This window comes from Halomicrobium katesii DSM 19301 (assembly GCF_000379085.1).
GTDB classification, from domain to species: domain Archaea; phylum Halobacteriota; class Halobacteria; order Halobacteriales; family Haloarculaceae; genus Halomicrobium; species Halomicrobium katesii.
In genome coordinates, this window is record NZ_KB905378.1 from 2,130,744 (window position 1) to 2,150,653 (window position 19,910).

At 65.4% G+C, this 19,910-nt stretch carries 20 protein-coding genes; 7 read left to right on the plus strand and 13 right to left on the minus strand.

The window, feature by feature from the left end:
- Positions 1–484 precede the first annotated feature (484 nt).
- The 5 genes from sufD to HALKA_RS0111255 all read right to left on the minus strand — a co-directional run bounded on the left by sufD (position 485) and on the right by HALKA_RS0111255 (position 7,514).
- On the minus strand, positions 485–1,696 hold the full coding sequence (gene sufD / locus HALKA_RS0111235) for a Fe-S cluster assembly protein SufD (RefSeq protein ID WP_018258086.1): 1,212 nt from the start codon (positions 1,694–1,696) through the stop codon (positions 485–487).
- 14 nt (positions 1,697–1,710) lie between these two features.
- Positions 1,711–3,141, minus strand: coding sequence for a Fe-S cluster assembly protein SufB (gene sufB / locus HALKA_RS0111240; RefSeq protein WP_018258087.1), 1,431 nt, complete (start codon positions 3,139–3,141; stop codon positions 1,711–1,713).
- A 70-nt stretch (positions 3,142–3,211) separates the two neighbouring features.
- Entirely contained in the window at positions 3,212–4,141 is a 930-nt protein-coding gene (locus HALKA_RS0111245; protein WP_018258088.1) for an ABC transporter ATP-binding protein, read from the minus strand.
- A 173-nt stretch (positions 4,142–4,314) separates the two neighbouring features.
- Positions 4,315–5,394 carry a hypothetical protein gene (locus tag HALKA_RS0111250; RefSeq protein ID WP_018258089.1) on the minus strand — a complete coding sequence of 360 codons (1,080 nt, stop codon included), beginning with the start codon at positions 5,392–5,394 and terminating at the stop codon, positions 4,315–4,317.
- Between the two features lie 44 nt (positions 5,395–5,438).
- A complete protein-coding gene (locus tag HALKA_RS0111255; protein WP_018258090.1) occupies positions 5,439–7,514 on the minus strand; it encodes a GAF domain-containing sensor histidine kinase in 2,076 nt (691 codons plus the stop codon).
- A 447-nt stretch (positions 7,515–7,961) separates the two neighbouring features.
- Here HALKA_RS0111255 and HALKA_RS0111260 point away from each other — a divergent pair, with 447 nt between their 5' ends.
- Positions 7,962–8,420: a MaoC family dehydratase gene (locus HALKA_RS0111260; RefSeq protein ID WP_018258091.1), complete on the plus strand. Its 459-nt coding sequence runs from the start codon at positions 7,962–7,964 to the stop codon at positions 8,418–8,420.
- Here HALKA_RS0111260 and HALKA_RS0111265 read toward each other — a convergent pair.
- From HALKA_RS0111265 to HALKA_RS0111280, 4 genes are all read right to left on the minus strand, one after another.
- Positions 8,417–8,761, minus strand: coding sequence for a DUF5658 family protein (locus HALKA_RS0111265; RefSeq protein ID WP_015763861.1), 345 nt, complete (start codon positions 8,759–8,761; stop codon positions 8,417–8,419). The genes HALKA_RS0111260 and HALKA_RS0111265 overlap by 4 nt on opposite strands.
- A gap of 143 nt (positions 8,762–8,904) precedes the next feature.
- Positions 8,905–10,665 (minus strand): acyl-CoA carboxylase subunit beta, encoded by a 1,761-nt coding sequence (locus HALKA_RS0111270; protein WP_018258092.1) that lies wholly within the window; start codon positions 10,663–10,665, stop codon positions 8,905–8,907.
- Positions 10,666–10,783: 118 nt separating this feature from the next.
- Positions 10,784–11,668: a class 1 fructose-bisphosphatase gene (locus tag HALKA_RS0111275; protein WP_026190278.1), complete on the minus strand. Its 885-nt coding sequence runs from the start codon at positions 11,666–11,668 to the stop codon at positions 10,784–10,786.
- Positions 11,665–12,453 (minus strand): class I fructose-bisphosphate aldolase, encoded by a 789-nt coding sequence (locus HALKA_RS0111280; protein WP_018258094.1) that lies wholly within the window; start codon positions 12,451–12,453, stop codon positions 11,665–11,667. The genes HALKA_RS0111275 and HALKA_RS0111280 overlap by 4 nt, the downstream gene beginning before the upstream one ends.
- A 162-nt stretch (positions 12,454–12,615) precedes the next feature.
- Here HALKA_RS0111280 and HALKA_RS0111285 point away from each other — a divergent pair, with 162 nt between their 5' ends.
- Both HALKA_RS0111285 and HALKA_RS0111290 read left to right on the plus strand, forming a co-directional pair.
- Positions 12,616–13,476 carry a 3-hydroxyacyl-CoA dehydrogenase family protein gene (locus HALKA_RS0111285; RefSeq protein WP_018258095.1) on the plus strand — a complete coding sequence of 287 codons (861 nt, stop codon included), beginning with the start codon at positions 12,616–12,618 and terminating at the stop codon, positions 13,474–13,476.
- 326 nt (positions 13,477–13,802) lie between these two features.
- Positions 13,803–14,972, plus strand: a complete 1,170-nt coding sequence (locus HALKA_RS0111290) for an acyl-CoA dehydrogenase (RefSeq protein WP_018258096.1) — start codon at positions 13,803–13,805, stop codon at positions 14,970–14,972.
- Here HALKA_RS0111290 and HALKA_RS0111295 read toward each other — a convergent pair.
- Together HALKA_RS0111295 and HALKA_RS0111300 are read right to left on the minus strand one after the other, a co-directional pair.
- Entirely contained in the window at positions 14,969–15,223 is a 255-nt protein-coding gene (locus tag HALKA_RS0111295; RefSeq protein ID WP_018258097.1) for a hypothetical protein, read from the minus strand. The two genes, HALKA_RS0111290 and HALKA_RS0111295, sit on opposite strands and share 4 nt — an antisense overlap.
- A 57-nt stretch (positions 15,224–15,280) precedes the next feature.
- Positions 15,281–15,568, minus strand: coding sequence for a PadR family transcriptional regulator (locus HALKA_RS0111300; protein ID WP_018258098.1), 288 nt, complete (start codon positions 15,566–15,568; stop codon positions 15,281–15,283).
- A 427-nt stretch (positions 15,569–15,995) separates the two neighbouring features.
- Here HALKA_RS0111300 and HALKA_RS0111310 point away from each other — a divergent pair, with 427 nt between their 5' ends.
- Complete coding sequence (locus HALKA_RS0111310; protein ID WP_015763852.1) at positions 15,996–16,271, plus strand: DUF7111 family protein; 276 nt, start codon at positions 15,996–15,998, stop codon at positions 16,269–16,271.
- 17 nt (positions 16,272–16,288) lie between these two features.
- Here the strand turns inward: HALKA_RS0111310 and HALKA_RS22145 are convergent, their stop codons facing one another.
- Positions 16,289–16,417 (minus strand): hypothetical protein, encoded by a 129-nt coding sequence (locus HALKA_RS22145; RefSeq protein WP_018258100.1) that lies wholly within the window; start codon positions 16,415–16,417, stop codon positions 16,289–16,291.
- Positions 16,418–16,537: 120 nt separating this feature from the next.
- The gene (pan1, locus tag HALKA_RS0111320) at positions 16,538–17,758 is read right to left on the minus strand and encodes a proteasome-activating nucleotidase Pan1 (protein ID WP_018258101.1); all 1,221 of its coding nucleotides are present in this window, start codon (positions 17,756–17,758) and stop codon (positions 16,538–16,540) included.
- A gap of 191 nt (positions 17,759–17,949) precedes the next feature.
- Between pan1 and HALKA_RS0111325 the strand changes: the two genes are divergently transcribed.
- Genes HALKA_RS0111325 through mre11 form a run of 3 tightly spaced genes read left to right on the plus strand, consistent with a single transcriptional unit; the run spans position 17,950 to position 19,885 of the window.
- On the plus strand, positions 17,950–18,228 hold the full coding sequence (locus HALKA_RS0111325; protein WP_018258102.1) for a MarR family transcriptional regulator: 279 nt from the start codon (positions 17,950–17,952) through the stop codon (positions 18,226–18,228).
- Between the two features lie 41 nt (positions 18,229–18,269).
- On the plus strand, positions 18,270–18,623 hold the full coding sequence (locus HALKA_RS0111330; RefSeq protein ID WP_018258103.1) for a DUF7966 family protein: 354 nt from the start codon (positions 18,270–18,272) through the stop codon (positions 18,621–18,623).
- The gene (gene mre11 / locus HALKA_RS0111335; RefSeq protein WP_018258104.1) at positions 18,620–19,885 is read left to right on the plus strand and encodes a DNA double-strand break repair protein Mre11; all 1,266 of its coding nucleotides are present in this window, start codon (positions 18,620–18,622) and stop codon (positions 19,883–19,885) included. The genes HALKA_RS0111330 and mre11 overlap by 4 nt, the downstream gene beginning before the upstream one ends.
- Positions 19,886–19,910 lie beyond the last annotated feature (25 nt).

Consider the following 19,910-nt stretch of genomic DNA (forward strand, 5'->3'; position numbering starts at 1 on the left):
GATACGTCGATCCGTATCGCCACTCGTGGCACCCCCCGGTGCGCCGAGTGCGTTTCCCGGCACATCCCTGTGTAATGATGCCACACAACCACACACGTTTCACACACAAAATCGTTACGAAAACTCGGGTCTACGTTGGCGAAACGTCGTCGCGTCGTTCAAACTACGGTCACACTGTTTCGTAATAGCGGGTCACTCGCTCACAGATTCCGACGACGCCGTTGGAGGCCTCATACGGACGGTTGTAGGCGTTTACCCAGTCGACCGCACGACGGCGTGCAGTCGATCTGGTAAAGACCTACAACTTTCCGTATCAGAGACGGAGACGACGATCACCGTGCGCTGTCGGCTTCGTACAGCGATTCGCCGCCCGGACTGGCGAAGCCGGCCACAGCACACGGCTAACCGTGGGAATCTCGAAAAAGCGTCAGAACCGAAGTCGTCGCCAGCCCAGCCGTGTCCGGGCCGTTCGTGGGCGAACGAACTACTCGCGGAGGCGCTCGACGACGAGGTCGTCGAGATCCTCGCGAAGTTCGTCGACCGCGATCTCCTCGAAGACGGGCACGAAGAAGCCTTCCACCAGCATGTTCTCTGCGCTCTCGGGATCGACGCTGCGAGAGGTCATGTAGAACATGTCCTCCTCGTCGACCTGTCCGACGGTCGCCGAGTGGCTGGCTTCGGTGTCGTGGTTGTTGATGATCAGCTTCGGCGACGCGTCGGCCTCGCTCTCGTCTGAGAGCATCAGGGTGTTCTCCCGCTGGTAGGAGTTGGTGTCCCACGCCTCGCGGCCAACGTCTTGGACGCCCTCGTACACCGAGCGGGCGGCGTCGTCGAGGACGCCGCGGGTGACGAGGTCGGCCGTGGTGTGTTCGGCCTCGTGCCAGACCCGGGACGCGATGTCGAAGTGCTGGTCCTCGTGGCCGAAGAAGGCCCCGACGATCTGGGACTCCGAGGCGTCGCCGAGCAGGCGCGTCTCGACGTTGGACTTGGTCAGTCGAGAGCCGATGTTGCCCTCGATCCAGTCGACCGTGGCGTAGGTGCCGGCGTGGCCGCGCTTGACCTGGAAGTTGTAGCTGTCGTCGTCGAGGTTCTGGAGCGTGCCGTACTGGACGCTGCTGTTTTCCTCGGCGGCGACTTCGACGATGCCGGAGTAGTACTGCTCGCCGTCGACGTTGGTGCCGGTGGTCTGGCGTTCGAGGATCGTCACGGACGAGGACTCCTCGGCGACGACCAGCGTGTAGTTGAACAGCGATCGGCTGTTCATCGTCGTCCGGATCTTCACGTCTTCGGCGTCGACGCCCTCGGGGACGTAGACGACCGTCCCGGCGCTAAACAGCGCCGTCGAGAGGGCCGTGAGGTAGTCCCGCTGGGTGTCGACGGCGGAGCCGAACTGCTCCTCGATCAGATCGCCGTGTTCGTCGAGCGCGTCGCTCCACGAGAGCACGTCGACGCCCTCCGCGTCGACGCGGTCTTTCTCCTCGTCCCAGTCGAGTGGGTCGACGAGCGTCTCGTAGTCGAGCGCGTCGAGGTTCGTCCAGTCTCGACCCGGCGTCCGGATCACGTCCGGCATGTCCAGCGAGTCGAGGGCCTCGTACGCGTCGAGACGCGTTTCGAGCAGCCACTCGGGCTCGTCGAGTTCCTCGGATATCTGCGTTACCTGTTCTTCCGTGAGGTTGGCGTGTACCTGCGTACTCATTGTCGATCCGGGAGTTACCCGAGGCTTCCCTCCATCTCCAGCTCGATGAGGCGGTTCATCTCGACCGCGTACTCGATGGGCAGTTCCTCCGTGAGCGGTTCGATGAAGCCGGCGACGATCATCTGCTTGGCGTCGTCGTCGTCCAGACCGCGGCTCTGGAGGTAGAACACGTCCTCGTCGCCGATCTTGCCGACGGTCGCCTCGTGGGCCACGTCGACTTTCGACTCCTGAATCTCCATGTACGGCATCGTGTCCGACGTGGACTCGTTGTCGAACATCAGCGCGTCGCACTCGACGCTCGTCGAAGCTCCCTCCGCGCCGTCCGCGATGTGGACGAGGCCGCGGTAGTTCGTCCGGCCGCCGTCCTTGGAGATCGACTTCGACTCGATGGTCGACTTCGTGTCGGGTGCGTTATGATATACCTTCGCGCCGGTGTCGATGTTCTGGCCCTCGCCGGCCATGGCGATCGTGATGTGGTTGTCCGTCGCGCCCGGTCCCTTGAGAACCGTCGAGGGGTACAGCATCGTCGCCTTCGACCCCATCGAACCGGACACCCACTCCATCGTCCCGTCGGCCTCGCAGATGGCGCGTTTGGTGTTGAGATTGTAGGTGTTTTTCGACCAGTTCTGGACCGTCGAGTACTGGACGTGAGCGTTCTCGCCGACGAAGACTTCCACGCCGCCGCTGTGGAGGTTGAACTCCGAGTACTTCGGGGCCGAACAGCCCTCGATGTAGTGGACCTCGGAACTCTCTTCGGCGATGATGAGCGTGTGCTCGAACTGGCCCATCCCGTCGCTGTTCATCCGGAAGTACGCCTGAATCGGCATGTCGACCGACGTGTCTTCCGGGACGTAGACGAACGAACCGCCCGACCAGATCGCGCCGTGGAGTGCAGCGAACTTGTTGTCGCTCGGGGGAACGGCCTTCGTCATGAAGTGCTCGCGGACGAGCTCTTCGTGCTCCTGGAGGGCCTTGTCCATGTCACAGAAGACGACGCCCTTCTCCTCCCACTGCTCCTGCATGTTCTGGTAGACGATCTCGGACTCGTACTGCGCGCCGACGCCCGAGAGCGCGTTCTTCTCGGCTTCCGGGATGCCGAGCTTGTCGAAGGTGTCCTGGATCTCTTCGGGGAGATCGTTCCAGTCGTCGACGCCGCCGCGGGTCTCGATGTCCGGGCGGATGTAGGGAACGATCTCGTCGACGTCGATCTCCGAGAGGTCCGGTGCGCCCGGCCAGCCGTCCGGCATCGGCATCTGTTTGAACTGTTCGAGTGCCCGGAGCCGACGCTCCAGCATCCACTCGGGCTCGTCTTTGTCCTCCGAGATGACGCGGATCGTCTCCTCGGTCAGGCCCTTCTCGGCTTCGAAGGCGGACTTCTCCTCCTTTTTGAACTCGAAGCGCTTCTCCGTGTCTGTTTCCTTGATGTGGTCTTGATCTGAACTCATGTTTTGTAGTCGTACTTAGGGTTTGCTGGTTATGTGGGTTGTGCCGTAGACGGAACGCCGTCGTTCTGTCTCAGGCGGCCTCGTAGACTTCCTCGCGGACCCAGTCGTACCCCTTGTCCTCGAGCTTCTCGGCCAGTTCCGCGCCGCCGGATTTGGCGATCTCGCCGTCGATCATCACGTGGACGTGATCGGGCTCGACGTAGTCGAGGATGCGCTGGTAGTGGGTGATCTGGAGGACACCGGTGCCCTGCTCGTCGCGCAGCGCGTTGATGCCGTTGGAGACGTCCTGCAGGCGGTCGATGTCCAGCCCGGAGTCGATCTCGTCCAGCACGGCGATCGACGGTTCGAGGATCGCTGCCTGGAGGACCTCGTTTTGCTTCTTCTCGCCGCCGGAAAAGCCGGCGTTGAGGTAGCGGTTGGCGAACTTCTCGTCCATGTCGAGCTGTTCCATCTTCTCCTTGAGGAGCTGCTGGAACTCGGCGACGCTGACCTCGCCCTCGTCGGCGGGGCCTTCCATCGGGGAGCTGTCGTAGCCCGCTGCGTCCTCGTTGGTCGCTTCCTCGTCGGCCTCGCTCTCCTCGTCTTCCTCCTCGAACAGCTCTTCTTGCTCTTCGAGCTTGGCGTTGAGCGCCGTCCGAAGGAAGTTCACCATCGTGACGCCCTCGATCTCGGCCGGGTACTGGAAGCCGAGGAAGATACCGAGCGCCGCGCGCTCGTTGGGCTCTAGCTCCAGCAGGTTCCAGGTGCGCTGGTCGTCGTCGATCTCGATGTCCTCGGCGACGTCGCCGTCTTCGAGGTGGATGAGCACTTCACCGTCGGTCACCTCGTATTCGGGGTGGCCCGCGACGATCTTCGCCGTCGTCGACTTGCCCGATCCGTTGGGGCCCATCAGCGCGTGGATCTCGCCCGACTCGACTTCGAGGTCGACGCCCCGAAGGATCCGTTCACCGCCGTCCTCTGCCACTTTCGCGTGGAGATTGTTGATTTCGAGTACTGCCATAGTATGTACTTAGGTCAACCGAAAAGATGGCCGTCACGCTCATAATACTTTCGCAATCCTCCGAAGTGTCTTTCGAGATCCGAAAATATTTTTCTCAGTTGCAGAACAGTCTCACAGGGAGTGTCCCGTGGCTCTCTATTGCTCTCGGGACACCGCCTCGACCGGACGACGTGTTATCCGTCGTCGAGGCGCTGCCCGCAGTTCGGGCAGAATCTGATCTCCGTCCCCGGCGAGAACGTCGCGTTGCAGGTGCGACACCGCTGACCGACGGGACCCTCGTGCGCGGTGTCGATACCGGCCGGGTCCGAGACCTCGTCGTCGGGATCGTAGACCCGCGTCGTCTGGATGTGGACGGGGACGCTCCGTCCCTCGCCGCTGTCGGTCGTGCTGGATCGCGTCTGGCTGGTCGCGGTCGCCCGTCCGCCCGCGGCGCTGGCGGCCACCTGACCGAAGGGGTTGCGCTGGCCGGCACGCAGCGAGCCGCGGTCGACCGTCGGCTCGGACCACCTGACGTACGCCGCCGCCAGCGACTGACAGACGAGGTATGCGCCGACGAGCACGGCCGGCGTCACTGCTCCGGCCGCCAGGAGCGCCGGAACGCCGACGGGACCGAGATCGACGACACCGAAGAGTGCCGTGGGCACGCCGAGGACGGCCATCGCGTCCCGGACCATCGCGCCGGCACCGGCGACGGCACCGAGCTGGACGACGCCGGCCGTGGCGTAGGCCGAGAACGTCAGGAACGACGCGGCGTGGACCAGCCCGGGACGGGAAAACGAGAAGACCCGGTAGCTAAACGCCGCGGTGCGTGCGAGCAGCTGTGCGCCAGCGACGAAGGCGACCGCGTACGCCGGCCAGGCGATCGGCGAGACGATCGTAGCGGCCAGCGAAACGGCCAGGACGACCACTGGGGGCCACAGCAGGGTCCCCGGCGCGTCGAAGCGGTAGTGACTCTCGACGTTTCCGGAGACGTTTGTGACCCGACTCCGGAGCCGGAGCGTCGCCGCGAGCGCGGGCAACACGATCCAGGCGACGACGCCCCCGGCGAGGAGCGCCAGCGTCTGGGTCGAGGCCGTCCCGAGCGCGAGCGTGCGGCCCGCTTCCCTGGCACCCAGAGCGGCCGCCGCGGCCGTGCCGGCGACCCACCCGACGAAGCCGATCACGGCGAGTAGGCAATCGAGGAAGAACCACCGTTCGGTCTCGACGGCGAGTCGGGCGGACGCCGCCAGTTCGCGTCGACGTTGCTCGGCCATCGATGTGCTCTTGCACACTCGGTGGCATAGCCCTTACGACACTTTCACGACCGTTCGACGTCGGTGATCTCGAACCGTGCGCCGCCGTTGGACCCGGTCGTCGCGGTGATCGTCCACCCGTGTGCCGTGACGATGTCTCGGACCAGCGAGAGCCCGAATCCCGTCCCGTCCTGTGCGGTCGTGTACCCCGTCTCGAACACGTCGGACCGTTCGGTCTCGGGGATCCCCGGACCGTCGTCTTCGACGTAGAAGCCGGGTTCGTCGGTGAGTGGTCCGATCCGAACGGTGACGTTCTCGCCCCCGTGTTCGACGGCGTTCGTGATCAGGTTCTCAAGGACGTGGGCCAGCCGTTCTCTGTCGGCCAGCACGGTGAACGCTCCCTCGAACGCCGTCTCCAGCGTCGCCGACGCCGTCTGTACCGTCTGCCAGCACCGGTGAGCGATCTCCGGGACCGAGACCGGCTCGCGGTCGCTCACCGAGTGGCCCTGCCGGGCGAGCGCCAGCGTCTCCTCGATAATTGCGGCCATCCGTTCGAGGGCCTGCTGGGCCGTCGCGAGGTGATCGTCGTCGCGGTCGTTCCGGACGTACTCGACGCGTCCGAGCGCGACGTTGAGCGGGTTGCGGAGGTCGTGGCTCACGATGCTGGTGAACTCTTCGAGGCGCTCGTTCTTCCGTTCGAGCTCTCGGGCCTGTTCTCTGAGGCGGTCTTCCTGTTCGGTCCGCTCCAGTGCCGCGACGATCCCCATCGAGAGCACCTCCCCCAGTGCGACGTCGACGGAGTCGAAGGCATCCGGCTCGCGTGCGGACGCGACGAAGACGCCGTAGTCGTCCAGCGGATAGATGATCACGCTTCGGACGTTCGTCGCCTCGCTCAACTGATCGTGCTCGGCCGTGTCCTCGACGACGGCCGGCCGGCCGCGGCCGTACGTCTCCCAGACGAACGTATCGATGGGATCGTCGTCGTGTGCCCGATAGCTCGGCACTTCGCCGATCACCTCCCACACGCGCTCGTTGACCGCCGTCGGTTCGAGCACGTCGCCGTCCCGGATGTGAATGCCGGCGAGTGGCAGCGTGAGCGCGTCCTCGGCCGCGTTCACTGCGACGTTTGCGATCTGGGACTGGGACTGTGCGCCGATCAGCCGCGTCGTCCGCTGTTGGAGCCGCTTGATTCGCTGCTCTCGCGAGACGTGCTCGCTCACGTCCGTCGACAGACCGATGAGCGTCGTTCTCTCGTCTTCCAGCAGCCCGGAGCGGTTTCTGAACCACCTGCTCTCGTCGCTGTCGGCCGGCTCCAGGCGGTACTCGAGTTCGACGCTGTCTCGTTGCCCGATCGTGACCGCCTGTATCTGCTCGACGAGGCGCTCTCTGTCGTCGGGATGGACGAACCCGTCGACGAACTCCGAGAGCGGATATTCGGTGTCTCGATCGAGACCGACGATCCGTTCGACCGGTCCGAACAGCCGGAGCGTCCGAGCGGAGACGTTCACCGTCCAGAGCACCGAATCGGTCGCGTCCAGCACGAACGAGAGACGCTCGTCGAGATCCTCCAGGGCGACGGGCGCTTCGGCGTCTGCTTCGGTCGGCTCACAGCGAGTCGTCGATCCACTGCTCGTGACGGCCGAGTAGACCGGCTCCGGGGAGCGAAACCGCGTCAGCGAAGACCCGACGTACAGGGCGACCGCTTCGAGCCACTCTCGATCCGACTCGGTGAACGCCATCGGATCGGCGGCGGTCGCAAAGACGACGCCGACGCCGTCGATCGGGACGCTGAGCACCGATCGCGTGGCGTCGCTGGGACTCCTCCTGCCGTCCCCGGTCGGTCTTCTCGTGGTCGACCCGTCGTCGGCGAGGTCGCCGACGAGATAGGAGTCGCCGTCTCGGACGGCGAGTGACTGGTAGTCCCAGCCGGGCCGGTCTCGGAGATCCTCGACGGTGGCCCCGTCGTCGCTGACTGCCACCGGCTCCAGGCCACCATCGGTGTCTAGCGAGATCACACAGCGATCTGCATCGAGCCGGTCGAGACAGGCGTCGACCACTCGGTCGTACACGTCGTCGGGAGTCTTCGCGGACAGGAGGCCGGTCAGCATGGACTGATCGACACGGGCTGCCGGGCCACTCATGTAACGACATCTACTTATTCCGAGGGTCCCAAATAGTTACCCCTTAGTGTGTAAATTGTTGGCTGATACTTTCGCGCCGGTAGTGTTCAGATAAGCGACTGCATCAGTGGACTTGTAGACACCGAAAGCCCTCGTGCAGTTGCGGTCCCGGGACCCACGCTGCGCTCCAGTAGGTGCTTGCGGGGTCCGGGTTCCCGCAACTGCACTCGCCCTTTCATCCGCCAGGGTTCAGACGATCAAATAGCCGATACCTGGCGGATGAAAGGGCGAGGCTCGGTCGGCGGTTCTGCGGCGGCACTATCCGAGCGTAGTGAGGATATCCGCCACAGAACCGCCGAGCGGGCCGAGGGCTTTCGGTGCTTCACTTCCGCCACTCTCGATCTCTTATCTGAACACCGCCTTCGCGCCACCCCCGAGTACTTTCACCGACGCCGACGACGAGCCGCTATGGCCGGCAACTACTACGAGGCGTTCACGGTCGGCGAGACGATCACACACCCCCGCAGCCGAACCGTCTCGGAGAGCGACAACCAGCGCTTTTGCGACATGACGATGAACCAGCAGCCCCTCCACCTCGACGCCGAGTTCGCCGCCGAAACCGACTTCGGCGAACGGGTCGTTAACGGGCTCTACACGCTCTCGCTGGCGGTCGGACTGACGATCCCGGAGACGACCGACGGGACCATCGTCGCCAACCTCGGTTACGACGAGGTCGAACACCCCGCGCCGGTGTTTCACGGCGACACGATCCGAGCGGAAACGACCGTGACCGACAAGCGCGAGACCAGCGACGGCGACCGCGGTGTCGTGACGATGTCCGTCGACGTGTTCACGCAAGACGACACGCTCGTTTGCTCGTTCGAACGGACGGTCCTCGCCGAGAAGCGACCCGACCAGCGCCCCTAAAAGAGCAGCGTGTAGTTGACCAGAGAGGCCGCGAGCCAGGGGAGCGCGAGTCCCAGCGGGATGACCGGCCCGTACTCCGGGCGGTACTCGCGTGCCAGTCCCGCGGTCCCGAGTACCAGCACCTTCACGAGACCGAGGACGGCGAACCCGACGTGTTCGAACGCGTACCCCATGATCGGGTTCCCCTCGCTGAACCCCGACTGCAGTCCGACGTACGTCAGAACCACGTCGAGGGTCAGGGTCGACAGCGCGACGAGCCACAGTTCGAGCTCGACGGTCGACAGTTCCAGATAGCGATGCTCCAGCCACGCACGTGTCGACGGTACGATGTACTGATCCATTCGTCCACCCACCCAGGGTTCTCTCTGCGAACCGCCTCGCAGCTAGGTCGACAGTGGCGCTACTGGTTCAAATAGTTCGGTGTTGGCAGACCGATCGCGAGCGCCGCGCCCGCGGTGAGCCCCGACTCGCGGTCGACGCACCGTCACAGCACGGTCCCGTGTTTCTTCGAGGGGAGGTCCTTCTCCACGTCCTCGTAGAACGCGAAGCGGGCGGCAAGCTCCGTCCGCAGATCGCTCGGCGGGACGATCTCGTCGATGACGACCTCGCTGGCCATCCGGTGGACGTCGATGTCCTCGCGGAACTGCTCGCGAAGCTCCGCCTCCCGTCTGGCGCGTTCCTCCTCGTCCTCGATGTCGGCCAGTTCGTTGGCGTAGACGGCGTTGATCGCGGCCTCCGGTCCCATGATCGCGATCTCGCCCGACGGCAAGGCGAGGGTCGCTTCCGGGTCGTAGGCCGGCCCGGACATCGCGTAGATGCCAGCACCGTAGGCCTTCCGGGTGATGACACACTGTTTGGGCACCGTCGCCGAGGAGGTCGCGTAGATGAGCTTCTTGCCCGCTTCGAGGATCCCCTCTTTCTCGACCTGCGAGCCGGCCATGAACCCCGGTGTGTCACAGAGGTACAGCAGCGGGACGTTGTACGCGTCACAGGTCCAGACGAACTCGGCGGCCTTCCGGGCGGCGTCGGGGAAGATCGCGCCGGCCCGCTGGCTCGGGTCGTTGGCGACGATCCCGACGGGGCGGCCGTCGATCCGGGCGAACGCCGTGAGCATCTCCTGGCCGTAGCGAGGGCGCAACTCCAGCAACGAGTCGGCGTCGATCACCCGCTCGACGAGGCGGCGCACGTCGTAGCCCCGGTTGGGTGCCTGCGGAATGACGCCGTCGATCCCCGCTGGGGACTTGGCGGGCTCGTGGCCGTCGGTCCGTGGCGGGTCTTCGTCGGCGTTGTCCGGCAGGTAGCCGATCAGCTGTGCGACGAGGTCCCGAGCGTGTTCTTCGTCTTCGGCGACGAGATCGGCGCTCCCGGAGTAGCGTGCGTGGACGTCCGGGCCGCCGAGTTCGTCGAGATCGATCTCCTCGCCGGTCACCATCTCCACCATTCGGGGGCTGGCGATGGCCATCGCGCTCATCCCTTCGACCATGACCGTGAAGTCGGCGAACACGGGCGTGTAGGCCGCGCCAGCGATACAGGGGCCGTACAGCACGCAGATCTGTGGGACGCGACCGGAGAGCATCGAGTGGTTGTAGTAGTACTTCCCGATCCCCTCGCGGTTGGCGAAAAAGCCCCGCTGTTGGTCGATTCGGCCCCCGGACGAGTCCATCAGGTACAACACCGGTCGTCCGGTCGTCAGCGCACGCTGTTGCATCCGGAGGAACTTCTCGACCCCGCGCTCTGCCATCGACCCGGCCTTGACGGTGAAGTCGTTGGCCATGAAGTGAACCGAGCGGTCCTCGAACTCCGCCGCTCCGGTCAACAGCCCGTCGGCCGGCAGTCGCCGGTCGGGATCTGCCTCGTCGACGGTGGGAGAATCCGGCGACCAGCTGTCGAAGTTCGCGAACTTGCCGTCTTCGAAGGTCAGATCGCCGAACCACAGCTCCAGTCGGTCCCGAACGAACAGCTTCCCCTGGTCGGAGAGGCGCTCGCGGTATCGCTCCGGACCGCCGGCCTCGATGTCGGCGATCTCCTCGCGCAGGCGACGCTCGCGGTCGGTCGGGCCGAGGTCGTCGTCGGCCGTCTCGTCGTCCCCGCTGTCGTCGCCCGACTCGTCGACCCGATGGACCACGCGTGGCTCTTCGTCGTCACCGACGAAGACGCGGACGGCCTCGCCGACGTGTTCGGCGATGGCAGCGGCAATTGCTGACGCCTCTTCGCGGGTTGCACCGGCGGCGATGCGCACCTTCATGTCTGTCGCATCACACCGCACTGTTACAAGACTGCCGGCGAGTCCGACCCCGTCGGCGTGGCAAGTGACGCCTCTGGACCGCTCCGAGATCCGCAAAACCAGCGTCGATTTCCGCAGACTACTCGTGGCGTTCGTATCGCTCTTCGAGGCGCTCGATCAGCGACGTGTTGCCGAGGTGCAGCGGCGTTCGGTCGTGGATGTCGTCGATCTCCCGGTCCAGGAGCGACTGCTGTCCGTCCGAGGACTTGCCGCCAGCGCCCTCCACGATGTAGCCCATCGGCTGCCCTTCGAACTGGAGTCGCAGTTTCCCCGTCGGCCGGTACTCCAGTGCGGGATAGGAGAAGAGCCCCCCGTAGGTGAGGACCTGGCTCACGTCGGCGATCATCGCGCCGCCGTAGCGGAGCTTGAGCCGTTCCTGGAGCTCCATCGCGTAGTCGGCGAACGCGTCGTTCCAGTTCTCCCGACCGCCCCCGAAGCCATAGACCGTCGGGTCCGTCGGGACCGACACGTCGTCGTCGACGACGCGAGCGTCGCCGTCGTGGATGATGTACTCGCGGACGCGATCGTTGCGCGCCACGACCATCGAGGTCGTCGGGCCGTAGATGACGAAGCCGGCGGCCACGAGGTTCCGGCCGATCGTCGGCGGCTGCGTGTCGTAGATGCCGAAGATCGTCCCCATGCCGCTGTTTGGTTCGAGGTTCGAGGAGCCGTCGAGCGGGTCGACGGCGACGTGGCGGTGGCCCTCGTCGACGGTGACTGACTCGCGTTCCTCGCTGGCGTAGCTCCCGACGCCGTCGAGTGCCAGGAGGCGCTCTTCGAGCAGTTCGTCGGCGACCAGGTCGGCCGCGAGCTGGCTCTCGCCGCTCGGGTTCTCCTCGTCGGCGAACTGGCGCTCCGTCGCGATCGCCTCGCGGATTTCGGTCGCGGCGTCGGCGAACTCGCCGACGATGCGCCCGGTCGTCGTGTCTGTCATGCCCGGGGTGAGGTCGGTTGATTTACTCATTGAAGTGCTGCGTCGACGGATTGCCCGTCGTGGATGACGCGTTCGAGCGCGTCGAGGATCTGATCGGGCTGTTCTCGTTGCCAGACGTTGCGTCCGACGGCCAGCCCCGCGCCGCCGGCGTCCATGACCGCGCGGACGCTCTGGAGGAACGCCTCGTCGGAGCGTTTCGAACCGCCGCTCATCACGACTTTCGTCTTGCCGGCCATCTCGACGGCGTGGGCCATCCCCTCCTTGCTACCGGGGTACTTCACCTTCGTCACGTCCGCGCCCAGTTCCAGTCCGAGCCGGGCGGCGTACGCGATGACGTCTTCACTGGTGTCGTTTTTGAGCCCCTGTCCGCGCGGGTAGGACCACAGGACGACGGGCATGTCGTACTCGCGGGCTTCCTCCTGGATCTCGCGGAACTCCTCGACCATCTCGACCTCGTTGTTCGAGCCGGGATAGATCGTAAAGCCGACGGCGTCGGCCTCCAGCTGGGTCGCGGCGTACTCGACCGAGCAGTTGACCGACGAGTCGGGTTCGCCCATCCACATGTTCGAGGTGCCGTTGAGCTTCGCGAGCAGCGTCACGTCGTCCTCGTAGGACGGGTAGTACGCCTCGCCGACTCCCTTCTGCACTGCCAGCGACGTGACGGCGTCGTGAGTCGCGGCCCGAAACACCGACTCGGGATCGGCACTCTCGGGGCGACCAGCGAAGTCGACCGGGCCGTGTTCGAGCCCGTGATCGTATGCCAGGATCAGTACGTTGCCGTCGCGCGTAAGCGGAGTCGCGTCGATGGGACGCATCACCAGCCGATTCACGAGCAGGCCATATATACATTGTTCTTGACATTTACTACGATCTGAGTTAATGTTCTCAAGACGCGGCCCCAATTGCCGCTTTTCGGGGGGCCGTGTGGCGTGTCACGCGGCACCATATTTACCACGATAGCGGTCGAACCGTCGCGCATGTCCGATATCGGAGAGATCGAGACGGTCGCCGTCGTCGGGGCTGGCACGATGGGAAGCGGCATCGCACAGGTGGCTGCGACCCACGGCTACGATGTCGTGATGCGCGACATCGCCGAGGATCTGGTCACTGAGGGGTTCGAGGCGATCGACGACAGCCTCTCGCGCCTCGTCGCGAAGGACACGCTCACCGAGTCCGAGAGCACCGCAGCTCGCGAGCGGATCACCGGCACGACCGACCTCGACGACCTCGCCGACGCGGATCTCGTCGTCGAGGCGGTCGTCGAAGACGTAGAAGTAAAACGGTCGGTCTTCTCCGACCTCGACGAGGTGTGTCGCTCCGGGGTCGTGCTCGCGACCAACACCAGCACGATCTCGATCACGACCATCGCGAGCGCGACGACGCGCCCCGAACACGTCGTCGGCCTCCACTTCATGAACCCCGTGCCACTGATGACGGGGGTCGAGCTCGTCGTCGGCGAGCGCACCGCGGAGGCGACGGTCGAAGCCGCTCACGACTTCGCCGCCTCCCTGGACAAGGAGACCTGGGAGTCCGACGACAAACCCGGCTTCGTCACCAACCGGATCCTGATGCCGTGGCTCAACGAGGGCATCCGGGCGTACGACGAGGGCGTCGCCACCAAGGACGACATCGACCGCGGGATGAAACTCGGGACGAACGTGCCCATGGGCCCGCTGGAGCTGGCCGACCACATCGGGCTGGACGTGGTGCTGGACGCCACCGAGACGCTACACGAGCAACTGGGTGATCGGTACCAGCCCGCCTATCTCCTCCGCCGGAAAGTCGAGGCCGGCGATCTGGGCAAAAAGAGCGGGAACGGGTTCTACGAGTACGAGTGATACTGCTGGCCGTCACTTGCAAGATATTCGCGACCACGGGATCGCGAAATGCTGTACAGCCGGCAGTATGATACGGACGGTTGTAGGCGTTTACCCAGTCGACCGCACGACGGCGTGCGGTCGATCTGGTAAAGACCTACAACTTTCCGTATGAGAGGGACCGTCTCCCCGGTCGGCCAGAGCGATCTCCGCGAACGGTGCCGCCGCTGGGCAACACTGATACTGCCGGCTGTAACGTCGTGAAGATCTTCGCCACCCGGGGTGGCGAAATCGTTCACAGATTTACAGCCGGTAGTATGAAGCACCGAGGCTCGCAACATCGGTGTATGGACTTCGCCCCCACCCAGGAGCAGCGCCAGATCCGGGAGATGGTCGCCGAGTTCGTCGACGAGGAGGTCGTCCCGCGGGCCGCCGAGATCGACGAGACCGACGAGTTCCCGCAGGATCTCGTCGACCAGATGGCGGAGCTCGGTCTGATGGGGATGCCGATTCCCGAGGAGCACGGCGGCGCTGGCCTCGACTACCACGCCTACGCGATGGCCCTCGAAGAGATCGCTCGGGGCAGCGGCGGGCTGGGAACCGTCGTCGCGGCCCACATCTCGCTGGCCTGCAACATGATCTACGAGTTCGGCGACGAGGCCCAGAAAGAGGCGTACCTCACGCCGCTCGCGGAAGGCGAGGAGATCGGCGCGTTCGCGCTGTCGGAGGCCGGTGCCGGCAGCGACGTGCCGGCCATGGAGACGACGGCGAAGCCGGTCGGCGGCGATCCACACGAGGGAGGGGAACCCGACGAGTACGTCGTCGACGGCGGCAAGCTGTGGATCTCGAACGGCTCCGTCGCAGATACGGTCGTGCTCTTCGCCAAGACCGACCCGGAAGCGGGCAACAAGGGAATCTCGTCGTTCGTCGTCCGGCCCGAAGAGGACGACGGGTTCCACGTCGAGGGCACCGAACACAAGCTCGGCGACAAGGGCTGTCCGACGGCGGAACTGCGGTTCGACGAGATGCACCTGCCCGCAGACCGGCGGCTGGGCGAGGCGGGACGCGGGTTCGTCCACGCGCTGAAGACGCTCAACGGCGGCCGGATCACGATCGCCGCCCGCGGCGTCGGGATCGCCCAGGCGGCACTGGACGAGGCGCTCGACTATGCCGGCGAGCGCGAGCAGTTCGACCAGCCCATCGGCGACTTCCAGGCGATCCAGCACAAGCTCGCGGACATGGACACGAAGACCGAGGCCGCCCGGATGCTGATGCACAAGGCCGCGGACAAGAAGATCCGCGGCGAGAACTTCGTCAAGGAGGCCGCACAGGCGAAACTGTACGCGTCGGAGGTCTCGCGCGAGGTCGCCAACGAGGGCATCCAGATCCACGGCGGCTACGGCTACACGAAGGACTTCCCGGTCGAGCGGTTCTACCGCGACGCGAAGCTCAACGAGATCTACGAGGGGACCAGCGAAGTGCTGCGCAACACGATCGCCGACCAGTTGCTCGACTAAGGGAACGAGAGCAGTCCCTCGACGACGACGGCCCGCGTGAAGTAGAACGGCTTCCCCTCTGTCTGGTGTCGGTTGGCGCTGATCGTCCCGAGACCGAGGAGGAGCGCAGCGCCGACGAGCGCGGCGGTCGCGCCGACTGCTTCGGACGACAGACCGCCAGCGGTACCGAAGGCGAACACCGCGAGCGTCCCGAGGGCGGCAAACGGGAGCGCGTCGAGACTCGCGTAGAGGGCGGAGCGAGACAGAGTCATGTGGCGACCATCGGCCACCCGTCAGATAGAAATTGTCCTTGACAGAGGCGGGCGGTCTCACCCGTCCGTCTCGCCCAGTTGCCCGCGTATCCACTCGAACTGCTCGCGAAGCCTGTTCTCGCCCGCCTCGGTCAGCGAGTACTCGTCGGCGATCCCTTCGGTTTCCTTCTGGAGGAATCCACTGTCGACCATCGCCGAGAGGCCGCCGTAGAAGCTCTTTGGGTCGATCCGCTCGTCGTAGTGTCGTTCCAGTCGCGTCTTGAGCGTCTGGCCGTTCAGTCCGTCTTCGCCGGCGAGGATGATACAGATGTCCCGGCGGCGACCGCTCTGGAGCCACTTCGTCATGGGTTCACCGAGGCACGGGCGACACTCGACTGTTGCCTTTCTCGGCCGCGGACCGACACGAGTACGTCCCCAGCGCCTCTCGGCGCTGTGGGTCCGTCCCGTTCAGTCGCGTCGGCTCGGCGACGAACACGAGGCCGACCCGTTCGAGCCCCCGCTCGTGAGTGCGATTCCAGCGCTGACAGAGGAAGCCCGCGAGCGCTGCCCGGCGCGGTTCGGTGTCTCCGCTCCGGAGTCGGAGCAGGGTACTTTCGCCAGCGCGCGCGTGTCGACGCGAAATCGCCGCTCGAACCACTGTCTGGCGTCGCTGCTGGCACGAGCGACGAGGCGAACGCTCACGGGCGGTGGCTCGGCGCTCTGGCCCACAAGCGTTCCGTTCTGGCACGCACCGACCGATAGTTTCGACTACCCCTCGTCCCTAGGGCCGACGATGACAGACGACGTGGCCGAAGCCGACGGGATCACGGCACGGTATCGCGAGACCGACACCGAGCGCGTCCTCGAATACGATCGCGACGGGCGGACGGCCGCGATCGCGCAGAACACTGATGGGTACGCCATGCTCAAGGTCAGACCGACCGCCGACGGCGACGAACTCGAACGCTACTACGGCTTCGACATGGCGCTGGACCACGCCGCCGAACTCCTCGGCGTCGGTCCCCACGACCTCCCGGTACCGGATGCAGCCGCCGACATGGGGATGTGAACGTCACGACGCCGAGATCACGACAGCAGCGCGTACGGCACGACGAACAGCAACAGAAAGACGACCAGTAGCACGAGCCCGTAGCTGATCGTCGTCGCGACGGCTGCGAGCCAGGGCGGTTCATCGAACCGATCGAGTGCGTCCATACGGCTCCGTTGACACCGAGCGAGCAAAGACGTTCCGGCGAACTCACCTCACCGGCTGGAACGTCGCGACGAGTCTCGCCGCTCGGTGGCGACTCGCTCCGAAGGCGAACGTCAGCAGAATCAGGCGTACGTCGGCGACACGTCCTGGGCGTCGCTCTCTTCGGACTCGATTTTCTCCCAGGCGTCGGTGAAGTCCCCCATCCGGACTTCGGTGCGATCGTCACGGATGGCGAACATCCCCGCTTCCGTACAGATCGCCTTCACGTCGGCACCCGACGCCTCGTCGATGTCACCGGCGAGTCGCTCGAAGTCCACGTCGTCGGCGACGTTCATGCCGCGGGTGTGGATCTGGAAGATCTGTTTGCGGCCCTCGTAGTCCGGCTTGGGCACCTCGATGAGGCGGTCGAAGCGGCCGGGGCGGAGGATGGCGCGGTCGAGCATGTCGAAGCGGTTGGTCGCGGCGATGAGACGGATCTCGCCGCGCTCGTCGAAGCCGTCCATCTCGCTGAGCAGCTGCATCATCGTCCGCTGGACCTCGGCGTCGCCGGAGGTCTTCGAGTCCGTCCGCTTGGCCGCGATGGCGTCGATCTCGTCGATGAAGACGACGGCTGGCTCCTCGTTGCGGGCCAGTTCGAACAGGTCCCGCACCAGCTTCGACCCCTCGCCGATGAACTTGTGGACCAGTTCCGAGCCGGCCATCTTGATGAAGGTCGCGTCGGTCTGGTTGGCGACGGCCTTCGCCAGCATCGTCTTCCCGGTGCCGGGCGGGCCGTGCAGGAGCACGCCGGAGGGCGGATCGATCCCCACGTCCTCGAACATCTCGGGTGACTTCAGCGGGAGTTCGACGGTCTCACGGACCTCCTCCATCTGCTCTTCGATCCCGCCGATGTCTGCGTAGGTCACGTCGGGGCTCTGGTCGACTTGCATCACGCGAGCCCGCACGTCGGTCTCGTCGTCGAGGCGCTTGACGATCGACAGGGAGTTGTTGACGGCGACGCGGGAGTCCGGTTCGAGGTCGTCGCGCATCTCGTCGGTGACCTCGGTCAGGGCCTCCTGGTTGTTGCCGTGTTGCTTGATGACGACGCCCTCGTCGGTCAGTTCCTGGACGGTGGCGACGAACAGCGGCGACTGCTTGAGCTTCTTGTTCTCGTGGGTGAGCCGTTCGAGCTTCTGCTGGTACTTGTTGTTCTCGGCGTTGGCGTCCAGCAGCTTGTCGCGCATCTCCTCGTTTTGATCCTCCAGCACTTCGAGGCGCTCCTGTAACGCCTCGATTTTCTCCTGCTGGGACGCGTCGTCGTCGTCGTCGTACGGCAGATCGACCTCGTCGACGGTGTCGGTCATTACCACTCGCTAGCGGGTCAGCCATTATGAGGCTTCGGGTCGGGTCAGGTTCTGACTCCACCGTTTCTGGACCGTCTCGCGCCGAATATCTGCCGTCTCAGGTGTTTCCCTCTTCGCCACCGTTTGATTACTGTAGATTATAAAATAGAACAGAAAATATTATCACTCTGTATTTCCAACGGTGAAGTAGCATGAGCACGTCAGAACTCGATCGACTCGGTGGTGCATCGGAGCCGACGACCGTCGAGTGGGACGCGGTCCGCGAACTCCCACCGAGTGCCAAACTCGTCGCGAAGGTCCTGGAGTACAACGGAACGCTCACGCAGAGCCAGCTCTCCGAGGAGACGCTGTTGCCCGCACGGACCGTCCGCTACGCGCTCAACCGCCTCGAAGAGGCGGGGGCCGTCGACTCCCGATTCTCTTTCGCGGACGCACGGAAGCGCATCTACACCCTGACCGTCGAGCAGTAACGGGCCACAACCTTTTGTGTGAACGCGCCACAGCCCGCCTCGTGACCGACGAAGCGACAGTCAAAGCGCGGCTCCGTGCGCTCGCGGACACTGACGAGACCGACCGCTCGGACGCGACGCCGACCGCCCTCCAGGCCGAGCACAGGGAGACGATCGAACGGGCGACCGACGCACTCGACGATCTGGCGGCGGCCGCGGCCTTCGTCGACGACGGCGGACTGACGGACCTCGAACGAGCCGTCGAGGCGGCCGAGGAGTCTGTCAGCGCCGCCAGCCAGCGCGGACGCGAGACGCTGGCCGCATACCGTCGGTACCGAGCCGCTGCGTCGGGCGATCAGTTTCACCCCGGTCGCGGAACCTCTTTAGGCGACGGTGCCGAAGTCGAGAACAGATGACGCGGGTCATACACACCGGCGACACCCACATCGGGTACCAGCAGTACCACGTGCCCGAGCGCCGGGACGACTTCCTGAACGCGTTCCGACAGGTCGTCGACGACGCGATCGGTTCGGGGGCCGACGCCGTCGTCCACGCTGGCGACCTGTTTCACGACCGGCGACCGACGCTCACGGACGTGCTCGGAACGCTGGACGTACTGGAGCGACTCGACGACGCCGACATCCCGTTCCTGGCCGTCGTCGGCAACCACGAGGCAAAGCGCGACGCCCAGTGGCTCGATCTCTACGAGTCGCTGGGGCTGGCGACTCGCCTCGACGACGAACCGCGCGTGATCGGTGACACGGCCTTCTACGGGCTCGACTACGTCCCGGGCTCACAGCGCGACGCGCTCGACTACGAGTTCGCGTCCCACGAGGCCGACCACGCCGCGCTGGTCAGTCACGGCCAGTTCCAGCCCTTCGACTACGGCACCTGGGACGCGACGGCGATCGTCGACGAGGCCACCGTCGACTTCGACGCGCTCCTGCTGGGGGACGAACACACGCCCGGCACGAAGCAGGTCGACGAGACGTGGCTCACCTACTGTGGATCGACCGAGCGCGCCAGCGCGGACGAGCGCGACGACCGGGGGTACAACATCGTCACGTTCGACGGCGACGTGACCATCACGCGCCGGGGACTCGACACCCGCGAGTTCATTTTCGTCGAGGTCGAACTGGCCGGCGACGAGGGGCTCGAACACGTCCGCGAGCGCGTCGGCGAGTACGATCTGACCGACGCGGTCGTGATCGTTCACGTCGACGGCGAGGGCGAGCCGATCACGCCGGCCGGCATCGAGGAGTTCGCACTCGATCAGGGGGCGCTGGTCGCGCGCGTCACCGACCACCGGGAGTTCGCCGACGAACGCGAGGTGGCGGTGAGCTTCGCCGACCCAGACGAGGCCGTCCACGAGCGCGTGCGAGATCTCGGTCTGAGTGAGGCAGCCCGAGACATCGACGAGACGATTCGCGCCTCGAAGGTCCCCGACTCGAACGTCGCCGACACCGTCGAAGAGCGCGTCGCCGACCTCGTCGAAGCGGGCGATCTGGCTGTCTTCGACGGTGCCGACGCCGAGAGCGCGCACCCGGAGACCGAAGCCGACGGCGGCCACGCGCCGACCGACGACCGAAGTTCCGCGACGGACGAGACAGCCGACGCCGCTGGCGAGACGGGGTCGGCGGACCCGGACGACCAGTCGACGATGGGGGAGTACCTGTGAGCGACGACACCGCCTCCCGAGAGGT

What these genes read in the sequence shown, in the direction of transcription:
- sufB (WP_018258087.1), bottom strand. Translation starts at nt 3,141, where the DNA reads ATGAGTTCAGATCAAGACCACATCAAGGAAACAGACACGGAGAAGCGC.
- HALKA_RS0111275 (WP_026190278.1), bottom strand. Translation starts at nt 11,668, where the DNA reads ATGAGTAAATCAACCGACCTCACCCCGGGCATGACAGACACGACGACC.
- HALKA_RS0111255 (WP_018258090.1), bottom strand. Translation starts at nt 7,514, where the DNA reads ATGAGTGGCCCGGCAGCCCGTGTCGATCAGTCCATGCTGACCGGCCTC.
- sufD (WP_018258086.1), bottom strand. Translation starts at nt 1,696, where the DNA reads ATGAGTACGCAGGTACACGCCAACCTCACGGAAGAACAGGTAACGCAG.
- HALKA_RS0111245 (WP_018258088.1), bottom strand. Translation starts at nt 4,141, where the DNA reads ATGGCAGTACTCGAAATCAACAATCTCCACGCGAAAGTGGCAGAGGAC.
- HALKA_RS22145 (WP_018258100.1), bottom strand. Translation starts at nt 16,417, where the DNA reads ATGGACGCACTCGATCGGTTCGATGAACCGCCCTGGCTCGCAGCCGTC.
- pan1 (WP_018258101.1), bottom strand. Translation starts at nt 17,758, where the DNA reads ATGACCGACACCGTCGACGAGGTCGATCTGCCGTACGACGACGACGAC.
- HALKA_RS0111295 (WP_018258097.1), bottom strand. Translation starts at nt 15,223, where the DNA reads ATGACTCTGTCTCGCTCCGCCCTCTACGCGAGTCTCGACGCGCTCCCG.
- HALKA_RS0111270 (WP_018258092.1), bottom strand. Translation starts at nt 10,665, where the DNA reads ATGAAGGTGCGCATCGCCGCCGGTGCAACCCGCGAAGAGGCGTCAGCA.
- HALKA_RS0111300 (WP_018258098.1), bottom strand. Translation starts at nt 15,568, where the DNA reads ATGACGAAGTGGCTCCAGAGCGGTCGCCGCCGGGACATCTGTATCATC.
- HALKA_RS0111290 (WP_018258096.1), top strand. Translation starts at nt 13,803, where the DNA reads ATGGACTTCGCCCCCACCCAGGAGCAGCGCCAGATCCGGGAGATGGTC.
- HALKA_RS0111250 (WP_018258089.1), bottom strand. Translation starts at nt 5,394, where the DNA reads ATGGCCGAGCAACGTCGACGCGAACTGGCGGCGTCCGCCCGACTCGCC.
- HALKA_RS0111265 (WP_015763861.1), bottom strand. Translation starts at nt 8,761, where the DNA reads ATGGATCAGTACATCGTACCGTCGACACGTGCGTGGCTGGAGCATCGC.
- HALKA_RS0111280 (WP_018258094.1), bottom strand. Translation starts at nt 12,453, where the DNA reads ATGCGTCCCATCGACGCGACTCCGCTTACGCGCGACGGCAACGTACTG.
- mre11 (WP_018258104.1), top strand. Translation starts at nt 18,620, where the DNA reads ATGACGCGGGTCATACACACCGGCGACACCCACATCGGGTACCAGCAG.
- HALKA_RS0111310 (WP_015763852.1), top strand. Translation starts at nt 15,996, where the DNA reads ATGACAGACGACGTGGCCGAAGCCGACGGGATCACGGCACGGTATCGC.
- HALKA_RS0111260 (WP_018258091.1), top strand. Translation starts at nt 7,962, where the DNA reads ATGGCCGGCAACTACTACGAGGCGTTCACGGTCGGCGAGACGATCACA.
- HALKA_RS0111325 (WP_018258102.1), top strand. Translation starts at nt 17,950, where the DNA reads ATGAGCACGTCAGAACTCGATCGACTCGGTGGTGCATCGGAGCCGACG.
- HALKA_RS0111285 (WP_018258095.1), top strand. Translation starts at nt 12,616, where the DNA reads ATGTCCGATATCGGAGAGATCGAGACGGTCGCCGTCGTCGGGGCTGGC.